The organism is Sellimonas intestinalis (assembly GCF_001280875.1).
GTDB classification, from domain to species: domain Bacteria; phylum Bacillota; class Clostridia; order Lachnospirales; family Lachnospiraceae; genus Sellimonas; species Sellimonas intestinalis.
The window spans coordinates 255,703-273,965 of record NZ_LGAJ01000007.1 but is presented as its reverse complement, the minus strand read 5'-3'; the positions used below and the strand labels follow the sequence as shown (position 1 = coordinate 273,965).

The following is an 18,263-nucleotide window of genomic DNA, read 5'->3' as shown; positions in this document are numbered from 1 at the left end:
TGTGTAACAAAAGATTGGAGGAGAGTTATTCAGATGAGTCCGTTTTTTATCGTATCACTCGTGATTCTTGTTATTCTGGTTGTAGCTCTGATTGTTCTTTATTTTCTTGGCAAGCGCGCCCAGAAAAAGCAGCAAGAACAGCAGGAAAAGATCGACGCTATGGCACAGACCGTTTCCATACTTGTCATAGACAAGGGACGCATGAAACTCAAAGAGGCTGGTTTCCCTTCTATTGTACTGGAAAGCACGCCAAAATATTTACGCCGATCCAAAGTTTATGTCGTAAAGGCAAAAGTCGGACCGAAGATTATGACGTTCATGTGTGATGACAAAGTATTTCCGCTGATTCCTGTAAAAAAGGAAGTCAAAGCAACTGTAAGCGGTATCTACATCACAGCAGTCAGAGGCGTGAGAGGTCCTCTTGAGGCGCCGAAGAAGAAAAAAGGATTTCTCGCAAGAGCGAAGGAATCCGCAAAGAAAGCCGCAATGGAGAATGCTTCCAAATCAAAAAAGAAATAAAAACCGTAAGGAGAGCACGAAAAGGATGCTCATTAAAAATCGCCAGTTCCGGCACATGTCGGTTCTGGCGATTTTTCAATTCTTATATTCTTTACTGCCATCCATCCAAAAAAATCGGATTACTCCATGCCTTTCTTCCGTATCGATCCGTACAGACAGCACGCACATAAGTTTCGTGCCCTTTCAGCAGATAGGCTGCTGTTTGAATCGTCTCCTCCAAAGATTTGCTTAAAATAGACCTCCCGTCATTGATACGATTCCCCGTAATAAAGTCTATTCGCCTTACAGCGCTGCACTTTATGTACGCCTGACCGTTTCTGATGCCCCAGTCATAGATCTCCGGCCCCGAGGAAGAATAATAATTTCCGGCCAGCATATTTTTCACGATCTCCTCGTGGGAAAGCTTAGGTGCTTTCACGACAATATAGCCCCCAAACGTGTCTTCCACCTCTTCGTTGTTGTGATTGTCATCCGAGGCAAACGCGAAAATCTGTTTTCCTTCTCTTAACATCACATCCCACCTGGCCTCATCATATCCGGTCGCACTTTCATTCTCTGTACCGTAATTATAGATTTCCAACGCCCAGATTCCTCTCGTATGAATGAATTCTTCCTCTCGCACTCTGGACCAGACCGGGTGATTATATGTAGCGATCAGTCCTCTGGAAGTCATCTCATCCGCAAGCTCCTGAGCTACACCCGCACCGTCCCACTCTCCATAATATTTTCTGACAGCGTGGCCTTCCATATGGTTGTATAACGGGAGAGCCGCTTGCTTCTGCATCTCTTCCGTACCGAGAATCCCATGGATATGGTGTACCTTTTTCCCAAAAGGAGAGGATTTCGACTCAAATAAAACCGCGGACGCCTCCATTCCCGGCAAAATAATAAAATCTTCGCAGTCAAATTGGGAGCGGTAATCGGTATACAGATCATGTTCGGAAAAACAAAGAAAATGGTAACCGTGTTTTTTGTATATGTTTACTGCCTCTTCCGGCGTCAAATGACCGTCTGAATGAATGGTATGGCTGTGAAGATTGCCTTTATACCAGTTCCCATCTTTGGAAAATCCCGGTATCGTCAGACAGTCAAGTTCTTTTTCCGTCATTTTTGCCTCTTTCATATGTTTTCCTCCATATACTCTAAATGAATCCCGAAGCTTCTCATTCCTCAGACAATTCCTTCTTTTGGCGCTCCATCATCGCTTTTACCATCTGAGCGGATTTTTCACCTTTAGTACAGGCGTGTATTTTTACACAACAGTCTGCCATCGGATGATCCTCCATTTCCATCCGATAACGAATTTCCGCAAAAATCTCATCTTCTTTTACATCCAGATCAATTCCCGTCGTCCACACTCCAAAATGAAGTTGTCCGTACGGCGTCTCATAGCAGGAAAGAGTGCGCTTATCTTTCTCAAAAAAAAGGCTCCCTCGCATCTCTCCCGCTTTCATAATCTCTACACTTCGGTCTCCTGTGATTTTGATCTTACTTTTCCCAGATTTTCTGCCGCTTTCAGACGCCTCTTCATACACGAAATAATGCTTTCCATTTTTAAAGAAATAATCAGCAGAAGTAAGCATTTCCACTGCCTCAGCATCTTTCGGTCCCTGTCCTCCATCATCCAACATCTCCCACTGTGTTCCTGTAATTCCCAGTAATATTTCTCTTTCCATATCCAGTTCCTGCCGTCCTCTACATCGTATTCTGATTTTATTTTAATATTCTTCGATATTGATTCGCTGTGTCGTGCGGATATCATAAGGAAGGATGGAATTGGCAAACTGCTTGAACTTGTCCGCCGTATCGCTCACATAGAACTCGTAAGAGCCGTTTGCGCATGCAGGACCTTTCTGTTCCTCCCCTTTTGTTTCTTTGCCGCGGCTTCCTCCTTCGTTTAACAGATCCATTCCTTTTAAAAGCTTACGCAGCTCCATAGCTGTCTCGTACGCGGGATTTACAAGCTCGATTCCATCCCCCAAATACTTCATAATCCGTGAGCGCAGAAGTGGATAATGGGTACATCCCAAAATCATCGTATCGATATCCGATTCCTTCATTGATGCCAGATAGTAATCAATGACTTCCTCCGCAATATGGTGCTTGGCAAATCCCTCTTCCACGATCGGGACAAAAAGCGGGCATGGCTTACCAATTACCTCCACCCCTGGCATCATCTCCTCCATTACTTTAGAATACATGTGGCTTCGAATGGTTGCCTCCGTTCCAATCACGCCGATCTTCTGATTTCTGGTGACACGCACGGCTGCCGCCGCACCTGGGGCAATCACGCCCATCACCGGAATATCCGTCTCCTCTTTGACCACATCCAACGCCAGCGCGCTCGCCGTATTGCAGGCAATGACAATCGCTTTCACCTGCTTTGTCTGGAGAAACCGGATGATCTGCCGGCTGTATCGGATAATATTGTCTTTTGATTTACTTCCATAAGGGACCCTGGCTGTGTCCCCAAAATATACCATATTTTCATTCGGAAGCTGCCGCATAATCTCCCGTGTAACCGTCAATCCTCCCACCCCGGAATCAAATACGCCGATCGGATCCGTCTTTTTATTGATATTCACAATTCCTGTCTCCTTTTTACCTTCTGTCTTATCATTGTACAATTTCTCTTTTTGCTTTTCAAGTAGAAATCCTTCTGGGGCAAAACCACCTGTAATCCCCTTACAGATATGGGTAGCAAAAAAGCAGGGAAATTCCCTGCTTTTTTGTATCTTTCGTAATTAAAGCGCAAGTTCTTTCGCAATATCATACTGGTACTGCGGAATCCCTTTTTCCATGTTCAGCGCTTCATCAATGTCAAAGTCTACATACTCGCCATGCTTATAGCCCACAACACGGTTTGTCTTTCCTTCAACAAGAAGATCCACTGCCTTTGCTCCCATGATAGATGCGTAAACACGGTCTTTTGCCGTTGGGCTTCCCCCTCGCTGCATGTGTCCGAGAATCGTTGCTCTCGTCTCCATGCCGGTAGCCTCCTCGATGGTCTTTGCGATCTGAACGGAATTTCCTACACCTTCTGCATTAATAATGATGTAGTGCTTCTTTCCACGCTTTCTGTTTAACCGGATGTCCTCTATAATCTTATCTACATTATAATCATGCTCCTCTGGAAGCAGAATTCTCTCCGCCCCATTGGCAATTCCGCACCACAACGCAAGATAACCGGCGTCACGTCCCATAACCTCCACGATACTGCAGCGCTCGTGGGATGTGGACGTATCACGTACCTTGTCGATCGCTTCCATCGCTGTATTGACTGCCGTATCAAATCCGATCGTATACTCAGTACACGCAATATCCAAATCAATCGTCCCCGGAATACCGATTGTGTTGACGCCAAGATTGGACAACGCTCTGGCTCCCTTGAAAGAACCATCTCCGCCAATCACAATCAACCCGTCAATCTCATATTTTTTACAAATCGCCGCTGCTCTCTGCTGTCCTTCCTCTGTGCACATCTCCTGACATCTTGCGGTCTGAAGAATCGTTCCTCCACGCTGAATTGTATCAGAAACATCCCGTGCAGTCATATCAATAATATCTTCATTCAAAAGTCCTGAATATCCTCTTCGGATCCCCCGTACTTTCAATTCATTCCCAAGCGCTGTTCTTACAACCGCACGGATCGCCGCGTTCATTCCCGGTGCATCTCCACCGCTTGTTAAAACACCAATTGTTCTGATTTCTTTTGCCATGATTCCTACCTCCATTAGGTCGTTCCCTGATCCCTGAATGTGCCTTTTTTGTGAATATTCTAACCATGTAATATACTAAACTATTTAATTTCGTTTTTCAATATCTTTCCTATATCTTCGACTTTTCGACTACTTTTAGCCGCTCTTTGCCAAAATAGTTCGTCAATCTGCCAAGGAGTTCCTCAGAAATTTCTACATTTCGTCCTGCCGGGAGCTGCTTTACGGCATGCTCTGCCTGACAATAGATAAACACTTTCTGTTCACCCTCGCTCATATGGAGCATGGAATAAAGAAGCTGCTCTTCCTGGAGAAAAGATGCTTTATCTGGATACTGGATCCAGAGCTCGCTTTCCGTCTGTTCGAACGGAATAATCGTCTCGCAGATCATCTTGCTGGCGCTTTCGTCCTCCTCGGACACCCGCCCCCTTACAAAGACTTTCCTGTCCACTTCCAAATACTGCTGGTTCCTCTCATAGTCCCGTGGGAAGATGACGACCTCCACAGTCCCAAGAAGATCCTCAATCGTGATAAACGCCATCACCTTATTGTTCTTTGTGTATTTGATCGTGCGGGCTGTAATCATACCCCCAATGGTTTCCTTGGCTCCGTCCCGCACTTTGGTGTGCCCTGTCTCGTCATCGTACTGGAAGTCATGGGTCGTTGCTGTGATAGATTTCTTCCATCTGTCCTCATACTCCTCCAGAGGATGACCGCTGACATAAACACCCAGCACTTCTTTTTCAAAGGCCAGCTTTGTCTCCTTCTCGTATTCTCCCACTTCCGGAAGCCGGATATCAAACTCCTTCTTCTGCTCATCATCCACAATGTCAAACAGACTCATCTGGCCTGCCATCGAATATTTCTTCTCCTGGCTGAGCTGATCCAGAATCTGGATATAGACCATCATGTGCTGTTTTCTTGTCCCGTCAAAACAGTCAAATGCCCCAGACTTGATAAAGTTTTCAATCGTCCTCTTATTAATATCCTTTCCGGACATACGCTCCGCAAAATCCCGGAGATTCTGGAACAGCCCGTTTCGCTCCCGCTCAGCAATGATATCATCAATTACTGGTTTTCCAATACTTTTGATCGCCGCAAGTCCATAGCGGATGCTGCCATCATCTACAGAAAAGTTTCCGTATCCTTTATTTATGTCTGGAGGAAGCAGTTTTATACCCATTTCTTTACAGGAATAGATATATTCCGCCACCTTTCCCGGATTGTCGATTACCGAAGTCATCAACGCCGCCATAAATTCCACAGGATAGTAGTATTTCAGCCATGCGGTCTGGTAGGAAACAACCGCATAAGCCGCCGCATGGGATTTGTTAAATGCGTATTTGGCAAAATCGATCATCTCATCGTAAATCTTATTGGCCGTCTTTTCATCAATCCCACAAGCCAGACACCCCGGCACCCCTTCTTCCGGATTTCCATAGACAAAATTCTGGCGCTCCCGTTCCATGACGTCGCCTTTTTTCTTGGACATGGCTCTTCTTAGAATGTCACTTCTTCCAAGTGTATATCCTGCCAGATCCCGCACGATCTGCATGACCTGCTCCTGATACACGATACATCCGTAGGTCGGCTCCAAAATCGGCTTTAACTGCGGGCAATCATACACAATCTGATCCGGATGGTTCTTCCCCTTCACATACTGGGGAATGAAATCCATCGGCCCCGGACGGTAGAGTGAAATCCCCGCAATCACATCCTCCAGATTCCTTGGCTTTAATTCCTTCATAAAGCTCTTCATCCCGGCACTTTCCAACTGGAACACCCCGTCCGTGCGTCCGCTGCACAGGGAGTCGAAAACCGCCTTGTCGTCGTAGTCTATCTTCGCCATGTCGAGAGGTTTCCCCGTACTGTCCTCCGCCAGCCGCGCGGCATTCTGAATAACAGTCAGTGTCCGCAATCCCAGGAAATCCATTTTCAGAAGTCCCAGCTCTTCCAGCGTCGTCATAGTAAACTGAGTAACCGGAGAATTGTCCGACCCAAGGGAAAGCGGCACGTACTCATCGATGGATTTCTGACTGATGACAACTCCGGCCGCGTGCATGGATGTATGTCTTGGCAGACCCTCCAGACGCTTACTCATATCAATAAGCTCTTTCACCTGCTCATCCGTCTCGTAAACTTTCTTCAGCTCCGGGTTCATCGTAAGCGCCCGGTCCAGCGTGATATTCAGCTCCGTCGGAATCATCTTGGCGATCCCGTCTACAAAAGCATACGGAAGATCCATCACGCGCCCCACATCCCGGATCACACCACGGGCCGCCAGAGTACCGAAAGTGACGATCTGCACTACTCGATCGGGGCCGTATTTTCTTGTAACGTAATCGATGACTTCCTGCCGCCTCTCGAAACAAAAATCCACGTCAATATCAGGCATCGTTACTCGCTCCGGATTCAGGAACCTCTCAAAAAGCAGGTTGTAACGGATCGGATCAATATTCGTGATTCCCAGGCAGTATGCCACAATACTGCCCGCCGCGGATCCACGCCCCGGCCCCACCATAATCTCGTGGTCTCTGGCGTATTTGATAAAATCCCATACAATCAGGAAGTAGTCCACATACCCCATGGTGCGGATTGTCTCCAGCTCATAACCAAGTCGGTCTACGAGCTCTTGCGGACTTCCTGGATACCGTTCCTTTAATCCGTCAAAGCAAAGCTTCTGCAAATATTCCCAGGATGTATAGCCGTCCGGCACATCGTATCTCGGAAGCTTTGTCACACCGAACTCGATTTCCACATGGCATCGATCAGCAATCTTCTGAGTATTCTCAAGCGCCTGCAAAGCATACGGAAACAGCCCCCGCATCTCATCTTCGCTCTTGACATAGTACTGCCCGCCCTCATAACGCATCCGGTTCTCATCGGAGAGCTTCTTCCCTGTCTGAAGACAGAGCAGAATATCGTGCGGCTTTTCATCCTCCGCATACGTATAGTGGCAGTCGTTGGTCGCCACCAGCTCAATCCCCGTCTCCTTTGCAAGACGCAAAAGCCCCTGATTCGCCGTCTGCTGCTCACTTATACCGTGATCCTGCAATTCAAGGAAGAAATTCCCTTTCCCAAAAATATCCTGGTATTCGTAGGCCGCCTGCTTTGCCTCTTCGTAGAGTCCCCGTACCAGATTCTTCTGTACTTCCCCGGCAAGACAGGCACTCAGCGCAATCAGCCCGCCGCTGTACTGTCTGAGGATCTCCTTGTCCACACGTGGCTTATAATAGTACCCCTCGGTAAATCCCCTGGACACAATCTTCATCAGATTGTGGTAGCCCTCTTCATTTTCGGCCAACAAAACAAGGTGATAGTAACGATCTTCACTGTGTCCGGTCTCCCGGTCAAACCGGGATCCCGGCGCCACATAAACCTCGCACCCCAGGATCGGATTGATCCCTGCCTTTTTTGCTTCTTTATAAAAATCGATCACTCCGTACATGACGCCGTGGTCTGTAATGGCGGCACTGTCCATGCCAAGCTCTTTGACCCTTGCCACGTACTCTTTGATCTTATTGGAACCATCCAGCAAACTATATTCTGTATGAACATGCAAATGTACAAAACTCATTGTTTTCCTCCTTTTCCGGTATTATTATAGCAGAAAAAAGAAGCACCGGAAACAGGAGACAAAAAGAATTCTGTAAGGAATTCAGCAAGATTATGATATGAGTACGAATCTCTAATCCGCCCCACAGAAAGGACGGGAGATGCTGTTCAGCACGTACACCATCTCCCGTCGTATACTGTATAATTTCTGATATTATAAATCCGCCATCCGGCCGATGATTTCCTGATAAAACTTTTCCTGATCCTCTCCGCGCTCCAAATTATCCAGGATCACTCCGTCCTTTAAGAGGATGATCCGGCTACAGTTACTTGCCATCTGCGGATCATGTGTTACCATGACGATGGTCTTGCCAAACTCCCGGTTGATCCGGTTCAACGCATTGATTACGATTTTCCCTGATTTAGAGTCCAGATTTCCGGTCGGCTCATCCGCCAGTATCAGGTCTGGATCATTGATCAGCGCACGACAGATGGCCACCCGCTGCTTCTCCCCACCGGACAATTCGTATGGATTCTTCTTAAGCAGATGGGAGATCTCAAACTGCTCCGCGTACTTTGCGGCAGCCTTTGTCATCACATCCACGCTCTCTTTCCCCAGGATCATCGGAAGCATGATATTTTCTTCCACTGTCAGACTGTCCATCAGGTAAAAATCCTGGAAAATAAATCCGATCTGCGTCCTGCGGATATCCGCCAGCTTATCCCCATAAAGTTCTGTCGTATTCTGCTCCATGAAGAAAACCTCTCCGTCTGTCTGCTTGTCGATCATACCCAGAACTTTCAGCAGGGTCGTCTTCCCACAACCGGATTTCCCCATGATGCCGACAAATTCTCCTTCATCTACAGCAAAATTCAGCCCTTTCAGAACCTTGATATCCTCCCCGCTCTTTTTCTGTGCTGATTTCTGATAATTCCGAATTAAATTTTTTACTTCTAATACATGCATTACCTGCTTTTCCTCCTAAATAAACGCCAATGACAATTTACTAAAATCTTTTAATTGCCATTTTCCTTGCATGATTATCTACAAGATATTCCTTGCCAAATACGCCTACAACCTCATTAGTATTAAATACCAATGCCAATTTTTTACTAAAAATAGGGTTTAATACAAATTTAATCTCAGTATTTTCTGGCGAAAATCCATATTCTAATAATTCCAAAGGCTTTAAGCCCTCATTAAACGAAAAGCACCATTCACTTCCTATGCCTCTCATTCTCATCAATTTTGCAGGAATTTTCAGTCCCAACACCCCTAGTTCATACAATCAGCTAATCTTGTTAAGTATCTGTTCACAGTCAAATGCAAACGTCGTAATAAATGATACCTTTGACAACACATCAAATAACTCTTTTCCTGTTAAAATAATATTTTTTCCATTAAATTCAAGTAAAACTTTACTAATATTTAGGAACACCTTATCATACTCATATAGAAATTCTGTTTTAATAATATCATCAGCCTTATTGTTTATAATCAGCTTGATTGTTTGCATATCAATCTTATTCGCTTCTGGATTAGCCATATTCTGATTAGCATTGTATAATAAAGCATAATATTTCAGAATATCCCTTGGTCTCCAAAAAGATACCCTTAACAGATATTCAAACAGGGGAATATTTATCACTGCTCCATTGATCTCTATACCTACCTCCTCAGGTATCGCCGGTAGATGTTTCTTCATTATAACTGAAAGCCTTTCCCATAAGTCCATATCTGATCTATGGGGAATACTAAAAATATATTCTAATCTGAGAACTACAACCTCCAGCAACTCAATTGCGTCCCAAGATAAATCTGTAAAATTAACTTTAGAAATATCCCGATCTGCCGTTTCAATTTGATCCAACCTATCTTTAGGTAAAACAATACAAAAATGTATATCTTGTACTAATGGATCTTTTGAACATTTCATAATTTCTACAGCTCTAACCATACTTCTATAAAATAGTCTTTCAAATTCCGCCCTTTTTTCACCTTCTATTCTATCTTTTTCATTCTCTTTTTGTAATAAGAAATTTGTCTCTATACGAAAATCCTCACTTAAAGTATCAAATCCATCTAAAGCAATCATAATCCTTTTTTTGCATCTTGCTATAGCTAATTGAAAATTTGAAAACAGTTTTTTTCCTAAAAATTTTCTAAATACATTTTGAACAGTAAAATTAGCTACCATAGAGGCCTCAAATGCCTCTGGTGTCGCATAATCTATGATATATTTACTAATGAACTCTTCAAAAAAAGTCACGCATTGTGTAAATATAGTTTCCTGAATATTATCTTCTTCAAAACTATTAATATTAAAAATCCTTTTCAGTTTATTTCCCACTTGATGAAAAATAGGCTGCCTATCATCATTGATATTGCACTCTTCTTCTTCCAGACAGACTATGTATATACCACACAAATAGATGTATACATTCCAAAACAACTGCAACATTTTAGATCTTGAAAAAAGTCTTCTATCATCTTTATATTTTTCTAAAACTGAATACACTTGATATATATCAATACAATCCGCACTAATAGGCTTTAATATTTTATATTTATCTGCGAATTTAACTTCTCCTTCATCATACTTCTCAAGAATTTCAAAAAAAGTAGTTTTTCCACTTCCTTTTCTCCCGATAATAAATGTACATCTCTGAGACATTATACTTGTATATGCATTTGTTTTGAACATACATTCTTTTGGCAATTTACCATTAGATTTCGTATCACAAAACAAACTTTCATACATTTCTTCTTTTGATTTAAAATCATAATCTTTTCTTCTACTTGCTGAAAATGTTTTGCTTATAATAGTTGATACTAAATTAGTCATTTCTGTCCTATACATAGTATTAACTACTTTTTTCCCGTTTTTTGCTTTTATAATGACATTCCCCTTAGAAAGATCTACCGCTATTTTGCTACTGAAATCTTCTGTTACTGCCGTTTTTAGAGTTCCTTTAATCAAAACCTCCAAAATCGAATCTTCTTCTTTTTTCAACTTAGATTTGATCAGTTGATATTCCCGATAAACCCCTCTTGTTATGTCCCCTTTATCAATTATTTTCTTATACTCTGGTGAAAAGAAAACAACTACAGAATCACATGAAATTATTTCTTTTTCTCTCTTAATAAAATCTTCAGAACACATAAAACTTTTTTTATCGAAAATAACTTGTACTTTCCCACCAGACTTTTTTTCTACTTCTTTTTTTAGATATTCCATTATTTCTGTTGAATTATCCCAACAGTACGAAAAATAGCATGTACTTTTCACAATTTCATCCTCCCTGCTATTTATCATTTCAGAAATGATAATATCGGCTGTTGAAATATAAATGTCAATATTATCATTAACGGCATATAAAATAACCACTCACAAGTAGCAAATAAACAGTTTAAATACCTTAATTTTTTATCTTTTGTCTTCTTATAATTTATATCCTGTATATTCAAATCAAACTCCACTACTGCCTTCTGTCGAACAATATCGTAAAGCATTTTAAATTTTCTTTCTAACTGCAAATAATAGGAATCTAAAAACCAAAAAGTTATAGCTGGAATATATGTAAGCCCAAAATAATTCTGATTCATATCTTTGTCTGCAAGAGCAAAAATAGCTACTATAAGCGTAACCGCCCACCCTTTAAGCATAAAAGAATTAGTAGCCATTCTTTGTATAATATTTTGTATCATTTCCAAATGTTTATATTTATCTTCCAAAAACAAATCCCCCATTTTCCTTACATATATTATATATTCGTGTACAAATTATAACAAGAAATTTTACATATACTTATTCAACAATTTACATATATAACTTTTTACAAATTTATATCAGGGGTTTAAAACCTTTTAATCTCCTGACCCCTATACGGTTATTCCTTCACTTGGATTTCAAAGCCCGTCCATGCCTGTTCAGCAATACGATTGACAAATTCCTTTAATCCCATTCCGGCAGTCCCACTTGATTTTCTTCTACCAGTGCATCCCGCATGTTCTTTTCCACATTCGTAATAAAATACGCTCCTTCCATCTCACGAAACCCTTTCCGTACAGCCTCCATCTGTTCATCCGGAAACCGCATGAAATTAAGACAGTCCTCCTGTACTGGGATTCCCTGTAATTTTGCCTCTTCTGTCCATTTCCCATCTTCTGTTTTATTATATAAGAATCCCATCAAAAAGTTATAGCCGATTTCTTTCTTATTACTTAACATACCAACCGCACCATAAGCGGACACCGCCGCCATTTTTCGCCCATCTAGATCCGGCATCACTTGAAAATGGGTTTCCTCGCTGCTCAAATCCACTTCGTTCATATGGCTGATTCGGTACGTCGGCTCTTCGGTATATTGTTCTTGCTACCGGAATTTCTTCAGTGCCACAAAATATGTTTCACCAAATTGTTTCCATTTTTCCTTGTCAAATCGTACCTGTCCCGTCTCATAATCCACTGCCGGCTGAAACCAACGTCCTCCAAATTGTGACAGTCCCTCTATGATACACTGTCTCAATGGCAGATTTTCAGATAGTTTTGCGTACTCCAGCCATTCTCCAAGCGATTTCCCCTCTAGAATATCGATATCCTGTATTCCTGCCAGAACGTAATAGGAACAGGTAAGGGGAAGCAGATATTGCTTGCCGCCATGTTTCCCGACCTCCAAGAATTCTTTTTATAACTTCCCTCTTTCCAATAGGAATCCTCATCCATATAGGAGTCCAACGGGGCAAACGCACCACTTTGTATAATCTGATACGGATTATCGAACAAATCAGGTTCCACTGTTGACATCTCCATAGGAGCAGTCAGCACATAGAGATCCGGCCCTTTCCCAGCCATAAGTTCAATTTGCAATTTTTGAATTTCATTTTCACGGATTGTCATATCCAGAGGCAATACCTCAACCTGAATATCCAGATTTTCATTCTCATCCTCCATTGCGCTCGCCCGCATCTGTACTGTACTTTCAAATGCCTGTTCCGTAAGTACGGTCAATGTTGCCTTTTTATCCGTGTGCTTCTCCCCATGCATCCAGTCATTACCAAAGCCAAATATACACAAATCATTAACACTCTTATTCCCTTATTGTTCCTCATTTACCGTCTCCTCCTTGGTATTTTTATATATGGTATCAGTCTGCCACTTATATTCCATATATCAATTCCTAATTCTCTAATAATTTTCAGGTAAATCTTGTTTATCTACATAATTGAGTGTTATATTGTTCTATTTATACTATTATTAACTAACTATTTATGTATGTCAATATCTTTTCTATATTTAAATTTTACATCTACATAATAAAAATCATTTATATACAAATTAATTTTTGAGTTATTGGGGTACTTAATAAGATCCCAACCCTCCCTCTGTTGGAAAGGATGGCGGTGGATTTTTATCATCAAATGATTAGACAGCGATGGCAATTACCACTAACCTCAGCGTGATTCCACCGTGAAGAAATAAAAACCCTCGGACTACCATCCGGGGGTTTACATTTTGGTGAGTTCATTAACAAAATCATCTCTATTTCCTTTGTCCCTGTCAGTTAAACGATTATGAATATCGCTTACCTGTTCCCCCCCTGCTTTTACTCTTTCACCTGTGTTTCGTAGTTCCTGCGTCCTTTCTCCGCAATTTCCGCACCTGTTTTTTTACAATCTTCCCAGTCTTTGGTGACCTCCCATCTTTTCTCCCGCTCCGCTTGATCTACAGAAGTCTGTAGCATACTTTCTGTTTTCGTGGAAAAATAGGCCAGATTGAATTGTGACAGTATCTTCATCGTCTCTTCTATCGTCTCATCAGATAAGCCTGATCTTTTCAGCATCCACTTTATGGCCTCCTGGTCAGCCGGATTATCACGCCCTCCTATTCCATCTTCCAATCCTTCTGTCTGACGGTTCAAAAACAGCATCAAAAACCGGTATGCGTCCTGTTTAGTGTCACTTGACATGCCAACGGCTCCGAAGGCCTGAACCTCCATTATCCGGTTCCCTTGCAAATCCGGCACAATTTCCATTCTCTTGATTTCATTCGTAATACCCTTTACTGTCATTTCACCATACCAGTCGACCGATTCCGAAAAATACTCTGTACAGAATTGTTCCATTAAAACAAAAAAATCCGCCCACTGTTTTTCGTCAAAAAGTATGGCTTTCTTCTCATAATCTGCCGCCGGCTGATACCACCCCTTCACATGTAAAGCTTGCTGCGCCATCGTCCCCCGTAAATCCAGATCTTGCGAGCTGTCGGCGTATTCCAACCATTCTAAAAGCGTTTTCCCATTCAGATTTCCTGTCCCCTCTGTATTTGATAGAAACAGCTCTGACTCAAAAGAAAGTGGAAGAATATACTGCTTGCCCTCATACTGCCCAGCCTTTAAAAGAGGATCAAAGTAGCTTGTTCCTTTCCAGTAACTATCCTGATTCATATTATCATTTAAAGGCGAAAAGACGCCACTTTGCATTGTTTTATAAGGATTGTCAAACAAAGGCAGTTCATCCAACGGTTCTCCGGATCCATAGCGTAAATTGTTTAAAATATATACGTCGTACCCTTTTCCTGCTACAATCTGTGTTCTTAGCTTCTGAATCTGTGTTTCTCTCGTTTCAGGTTCCTCAGAGAGCGTCTGAATTTTTACTTCCACATCATCATATTTCTCATTAAATCCATGACGTGCTACCTTTACCTGGTCCTCATACTCCCTTTCTGTCAAAATTGTCAGAACAAGCTTTTCTTCCTTCTTTTCATCACATCCCGATAAGCTCAATGATAATATAATAAAAAAAGCAAGCGTAAGAACGGTTTTTCTCATAAAATCACCCCCTTTTAATCCTTTCTTCAAGCAAGGAGTTGTCTGTTAAAAACAGACAACTCCTTAAATTAGTACTTTTTACTGCAAATAATAGGCTTAATTATAACCACCGCATTTTGTTGATACAGTAATAAACCCTGTATAGGAAGGATTCCCTCTCAAATGACAGGTAGGACAGGTTGGTGTATCTTGATATTTCCTTTGAGTAAGGCTATCCGTACCATGCAGATATCCATGTGTACACTTAACTTCTATAACACGTGTCTGAAAAACTTCACGTACGTTTGTCATTGCCGAACCACAATTCGGACAAAGCATTGCCCTCGGCTGAATATCAGATGCATTAACGGAAACAACTCCCATAGCCAGAACCATTACAGTTGCTGAAATCACAGCAACTACTTTTCTAAACTTCTTTTTCATAAATTGTATCTCCTTTCTTTATCTCGTTCCCATTATCCTACCTTTCTTTACAAAACCATTGGCTTCTCCTCCTCTTCCCATCTATCATTCCCCGTTCTTAATATTATAGTTAAATTTTACATTCCGCATTATTATCTGTCAATTTCATGACCATGATTCTATTTTTTCAGTCCATTAAATTTTATCTTATTAATTTAACTAACAAATGCAGTAATACTCCCCCATATCCTCCCATTAGTCCTGGATTCATCCTTTCCTGTGGGAGAAGCCGGATTTTTTCATAGTTTCCCCTCTCTTTTCTCTTCTTTCCCAACACCTGATCTGCCAGGTTCAGAATCCATAGATTTCCACTGTTCCCATGACACAAACTCCAACTGTCCCGTTTCCAGAACGCGGACGTTTTCTGATACCCTCTGTCTATATCTTTTTTTAAACGCTTTTTCCACTTTGAATCGGTAATTTTTTCGTAGCACCAGAGTCTTGACAACAAAATCCCCGCTGCCCCGTGGCACCATGCAACGGTATCTTCCCCCTCATCGCTATGATCCCTGATATCCATCCAGTTTCCGGTCTCCTCCCGATACAACGACTCTTCGTATTCCCAGATCTTTTCTGCCAGCCATCCGTACTCTTTCTTTTTTGTAAGTTCCCATAAAACAAGGACCGGCATCAGAATTCCCGCATTTCCATGCGCCATTCCTCCGATCGGGACATCGACACTCTCCGGATTCCAACCAACTCCACACTCAGTCTTAATCATTTGAGGCAACATCAAACAGATAGCGCGCTCCGCTTCCTGGATATACCTCTGGTTTTGTGTCTCTTGATAGAGTTGCAGAAACACCCATGCCGCTCCCGCTTTTCCTCCTAATAAATCTGAGCAGGAATCTTCTTCCAGAATTTGCGACACAATTCCAGCGTGTTTAACGGCATATTGCAGGTATACTTTCTCATTTGTCAGTCGATATAAATTCAGATAAGCATAAATCAAAGATCCTTCCCCGGTATATGCTCCGGTATTTTGAGACTGTAAATGATTCAATGATACCAGCCCGTTGTCCGTGTATTGAAAGACCTGCTTCTTCAACGCTGTCTGGATTTCTTCAACCCGTTTTAATTTTTGATTTGCCTGGATCATTGTCGTCAAAAGTAACAGTCCGCTCCATCCATCGTAAAAATAGACGCCCATCGGTTCTATTTCCCATGCATAATTTCCGGAACTTGCAAACCGAAGTGCATACCAGCTCACTTCTGTTCTCCGGGGATTCCATATCGCATAATCACAAAGTCGTTCAGTCAGCTCTTTTATATTTTCCTGGATCATATCTTTTTGACTTTTTGCAGGACTCTTGCTTGCGGGATAAATTTTATTAGAAAATCCACTTCTGTTTTCCGGAATCAATTCCACAGACGTCTGAATAAAATCGCATTGCCTCTTTCGATCCTTGCCACATAAACCTTGCAATCGCTTTACGATCCGATCACAGGCAGTTTTGTCATACAGATTCCGCACGCAAATTCTCCCATCCGCCGACAAATCCTTCTCTCCCATAGCAAAGGAAAAGTATGGGATATCTCCCCGAAGCAGAGAACCGATTTCTTCCTTTACAATTTCCTCGTCCTGCTCCCATCGTCCCTGACCAATAGCAGACAAGAAAATCTCACGATCCGCTCCGTCCATTAAAAGCGCCGGGTGGTAAGAACTGTTCAGCAGCATCGTATACCGCTGTGTATGCATCAACACTGTACGGCTTTGAATCTCTGTTCCTTTCCGAAGCTCCTTTTCAAAAATCGTTCGTTCTTTTTCCACGGCTTGATACGCTGTGGAAAATCCCTCCAAAATATCATTCACATACAGCACCAGATCTTCCATTCCCTCTTTTGCATGGGCTAGGTTTTTTCCTTCTGAGGAATGGCCTTCCCGATAAGTGACATACATTTCAGAGGTCTCTCCTTTTGCGACGGTTGGAATTTTAAAAGGAAGCTTCTGCCCTTTTTTGCTGTGAATAGCGCTTCCATCAATCCCTTCTCCCTCATTATTCCATGTGTAGGAAGGGAGAATTCCGGTAGCTAATACAGACTCCCAGAGATGGGATTGTACTGTATCCCGAATAGACTCCTCACTTCGCCCTCTGGAATTATGAACCAGGGCTTCCAGATCGATCATAACTGGATATGCCCCGCAGGCGATCAGATTTTCAAAGTGAATATCATTTGTTCCCAAGAGATAGGCGAGAAAAAGCTGTTCGCCAAGTCTTTGATAATACTGGTGCAACTCTGCCTCCGAATTACACGGCTTGTATTCCACAATCTGGCACCAACTATGATCTTTGCCGGACAAAATCGGATAAAAGTACTGATCTGTCCCTGTTCGCTCTCCGATCCAATCCAGTAATTTCTGATAAAACTGTTCGTTTTCCATAGAACGTGGTTTGAGCAGGATCTGACTTCCGTTTGCAAAATAGATAGTTAATACCTCTTTCCCGCCGTGATGGGAATCGGACAGGCCGGACTCTACCTTTACAATACTCCCCAAATCCTTCTCTTTCCCAAACAAACAGGACAGACTCTCTCGATCTTCAATGACCCATCGCATTACCTGTTCATAATAACAGATCGTCTTTTCTGTACATTCTTTCAGACATCTGATAAGAACCGGATACGTCTCCGAAATATGGCCGAAAAACTCACGGCTTCCACAAATCTTGCAAAAGCTCTCATACTCCTGTTCAGAAGTTTCTCCGCTCAAGTTTCCTTTCTGTTTGTAGGAATGTAATTCAGCAATCAGTGTGCGAAGAGCAATGTTCTGTAACCGAATCGCCAGTACATCTTCAAATGCTTCATACAACATTTCCTCCACTTCTTCTCCCAGCCAACTCCATCTGCTTTCCAACTCACGTTTTCCAATTTTTAAAAAAGTTTTATAAAATTCTGCAAAGAACAGCTTTTTCTCCCCGATCTCTCTGCGTACGGAATCCGCATTTCCTCTTTCTTCTTGAAACGAAATGTGCAGGAATCCTCTGTCCACCTCCTGTTTTTCTTCGAATGGAGCATCCTGTAGATACATCACAAACGCCCTATTATGTTCCCGGAGTTCCTCCACCGTCGTCTCTCCCAGAAGGTGATTCCAGTACTGCGTCCGTTCTACATTTTCTGGTTTACTGGAATCTATATTTTGATAAATACGTTCTGATAAATAGGTATCCGACACTTTTACACC

Annotated in this window: 16 protein-coding genes; 1 reads left to right on the top strand and 15 read right to left on the bottom strand. The window is 42.3% G+C overall.

Annotated elements, in window-relative coordinates:
* Nucleotides 1-33: 33 nt before the first annotated feature.
* Nucleotides 34-519, top strand: coding sequence for a hypothetical protein (locus tag AOA56_RS08735; protein WP_024733629.1), 486 nt, complete (start codon nt 34-36; stop codon nt 517-519).
* A gap of 91 nt (nt 520-610) precedes the next feature.
* Here AOA56_RS08735 and AOA56_RS08730 read toward each other — a convergent pair whose 3' ends face one another.
* The 15 genes from AOA56_RS08730 to lanM all read right to left on the bottom strand — a co-directional run bounded on the left by AOA56_RS08730 (nt 611) and on the right by lanM (nt 18,254).
* Nucleotides 611-1,642, bottom strand: a complete 1,032-nt coding sequence (locus tag AOA56_RS08730; protein WP_330376466.1) for a PHP domain-containing protein — start codon at nt 1,640-1,642, stop codon at nt 611-613.
* 40 nt (nt 1,643-1,682) lie between these two features.
* Complete coding sequence (locus AOA56_RS08725) at nt 1,683-2,195, bottom strand: YwiB family protein (RefSeq protein ID WP_024733631.1); 513 nt, start codon at nt 2,193-2,195, stop codon at nt 1,683-1,685.
* 42 nt (nt 2,196-2,237) lie between these two features.
* A complete protein-coding gene (gene murI / locus AOA56_RS08720; RefSeq protein WP_024733632.1) occupies nt 2,238-3,104 on the bottom strand; it encodes a glutamate racemase in 867 nt (288 codons plus the stop codon).
* Nucleotides 3,105-3,263: 159 nt separating this feature from the next.
* The gene (gene pfkA, locus AOA56_RS08715) at nt 3,264-4,238 is read right to left on the bottom strand and encodes a 6-phosphofructokinase (RefSeq protein ID WP_024733633.1); all 975 of its coding nucleotides are present in this window, start codon (nt 4,236-4,238) and stop codon (nt 3,264-3,266) included.
* Nucleotides 4,239-4,347: 109 nt separating this feature from the next.
* Nucleotides 4,348-7,812, bottom strand: coding sequence for a DNA polymerase III subunit alpha (locus AOA56_RS08710; RefSeq protein ID WP_053769474.1), 3,465 nt, complete (start codon nt 7,810-7,812; stop codon nt 4,348-4,350).
* A 192-nt stretch (nt 7,813-8,004) separates the two neighbouring features.
* Nucleotides 8,005-8,757: an ABC transporter ATP-binding protein gene (locus AOA56_RS08705; RefSeq protein WP_053769473.1), complete on the bottom strand. Its 753-nt coding sequence runs from the start codon at nt 8,755-8,757 to the stop codon at nt 8,005-8,007.
* Nucleotides 8,758-8,797: 40 nt separating this feature from the next.
* Nucleotides 8,798-9,061, bottom strand: a complete 264-nt coding sequence (locus tag AOA56_RS08700; RefSeq protein ID WP_147323252.1) for a hypothetical protein — start codon at nt 9,059-9,061, stop codon at nt 8,798-8,800.
* A gap of 18 nt (nt 9,062-9,079) precedes the next feature.
* Entirely contained in the window at nt 9,080-11,080 is a 2,001-nt protein-coding gene (locus AOA56_RS08695; protein ID WP_053769471.1) for a P-loop ATPase, Sll1717 family, read from the bottom strand.
* A gap of 23 nt (nt 11,081-11,103) precedes the next feature.
* The gene (locus tag AOA56_RS08690; RefSeq protein WP_024733635.1) at nt 11,104-11,526 is read right to left on the bottom strand and encodes a hypothetical protein; all 423 of its coding nucleotides are present in this window, start codon (nt 11,524-11,526) and stop codon (nt 11,104-11,106) included.
* 220 nt (nt 11,527-11,746) lie between these two features.
* Nucleotides 11,747-12,124, bottom strand: coding sequence for a hypothetical protein (locus AOA56_RS08685; protein WP_117533763.1), 378 nt, complete (start codon nt 12,122-12,124; stop codon nt 11,747-11,749).
* Nucleotides 12,125-12,166: 42 nt separating this feature from the next.
* Nucleotides 12,167-12,319 (bottom strand): hypothetical protein, encoded by a 153-nt coding sequence (locus tag AOA56_RS15870; protein ID WP_156316925.1) that lies wholly within the window; start codon nt 12,317-12,319, stop codon nt 12,167-12,169.
* A gap of 56 nt (nt 12,320-12,375) precedes the next feature.
* Nucleotides 12,376-12,867: a type 2 periplasmic-binding domain-containing protein gene (locus tag AOA56_RS08680; RefSeq protein ID WP_062304309.1), complete on the bottom strand. Its 492-nt coding sequence runs from the start codon at nt 12,865-12,867 to the stop codon at nt 12,376-12,378.
* Nucleotides 12,868-13,396: 529 nt separating this feature from the next.
* Nucleotides 13,397-14,620, bottom strand: coding sequence for a type 2 periplasmic-binding domain-containing protein (locus tag AOA56_RS08675; RefSeq protein ID WP_024733637.1), 1,224 nt, complete (start codon nt 14,618-14,620; stop codon nt 13,397-13,399).
* A gap of 96 nt (nt 14,621-14,716) precedes the next feature.
* Entirely contained in the window at nt 14,717-15,043 is a 327-nt protein-coding gene (locus AOA56_RS08670) for a hypothetical protein (protein WP_024733638.1), read from the bottom strand.
* Between the two features lie 181 nt (nt 15,044-15,224).
* The gene (lanM, locus tag AOA56_RS08665) at nt 15,225-18,254 is read right to left on the bottom strand and encodes a type 2 lanthipeptide synthetase LanM (RefSeq protein ID WP_053769468.1); all 3,030 of its coding nucleotides are present in this window, start codon (nt 18,252-18,254) and stop codon (nt 15,225-15,227) included.
* Nucleotides 18,255-18,263 lie beyond the last annotated feature (9 nt).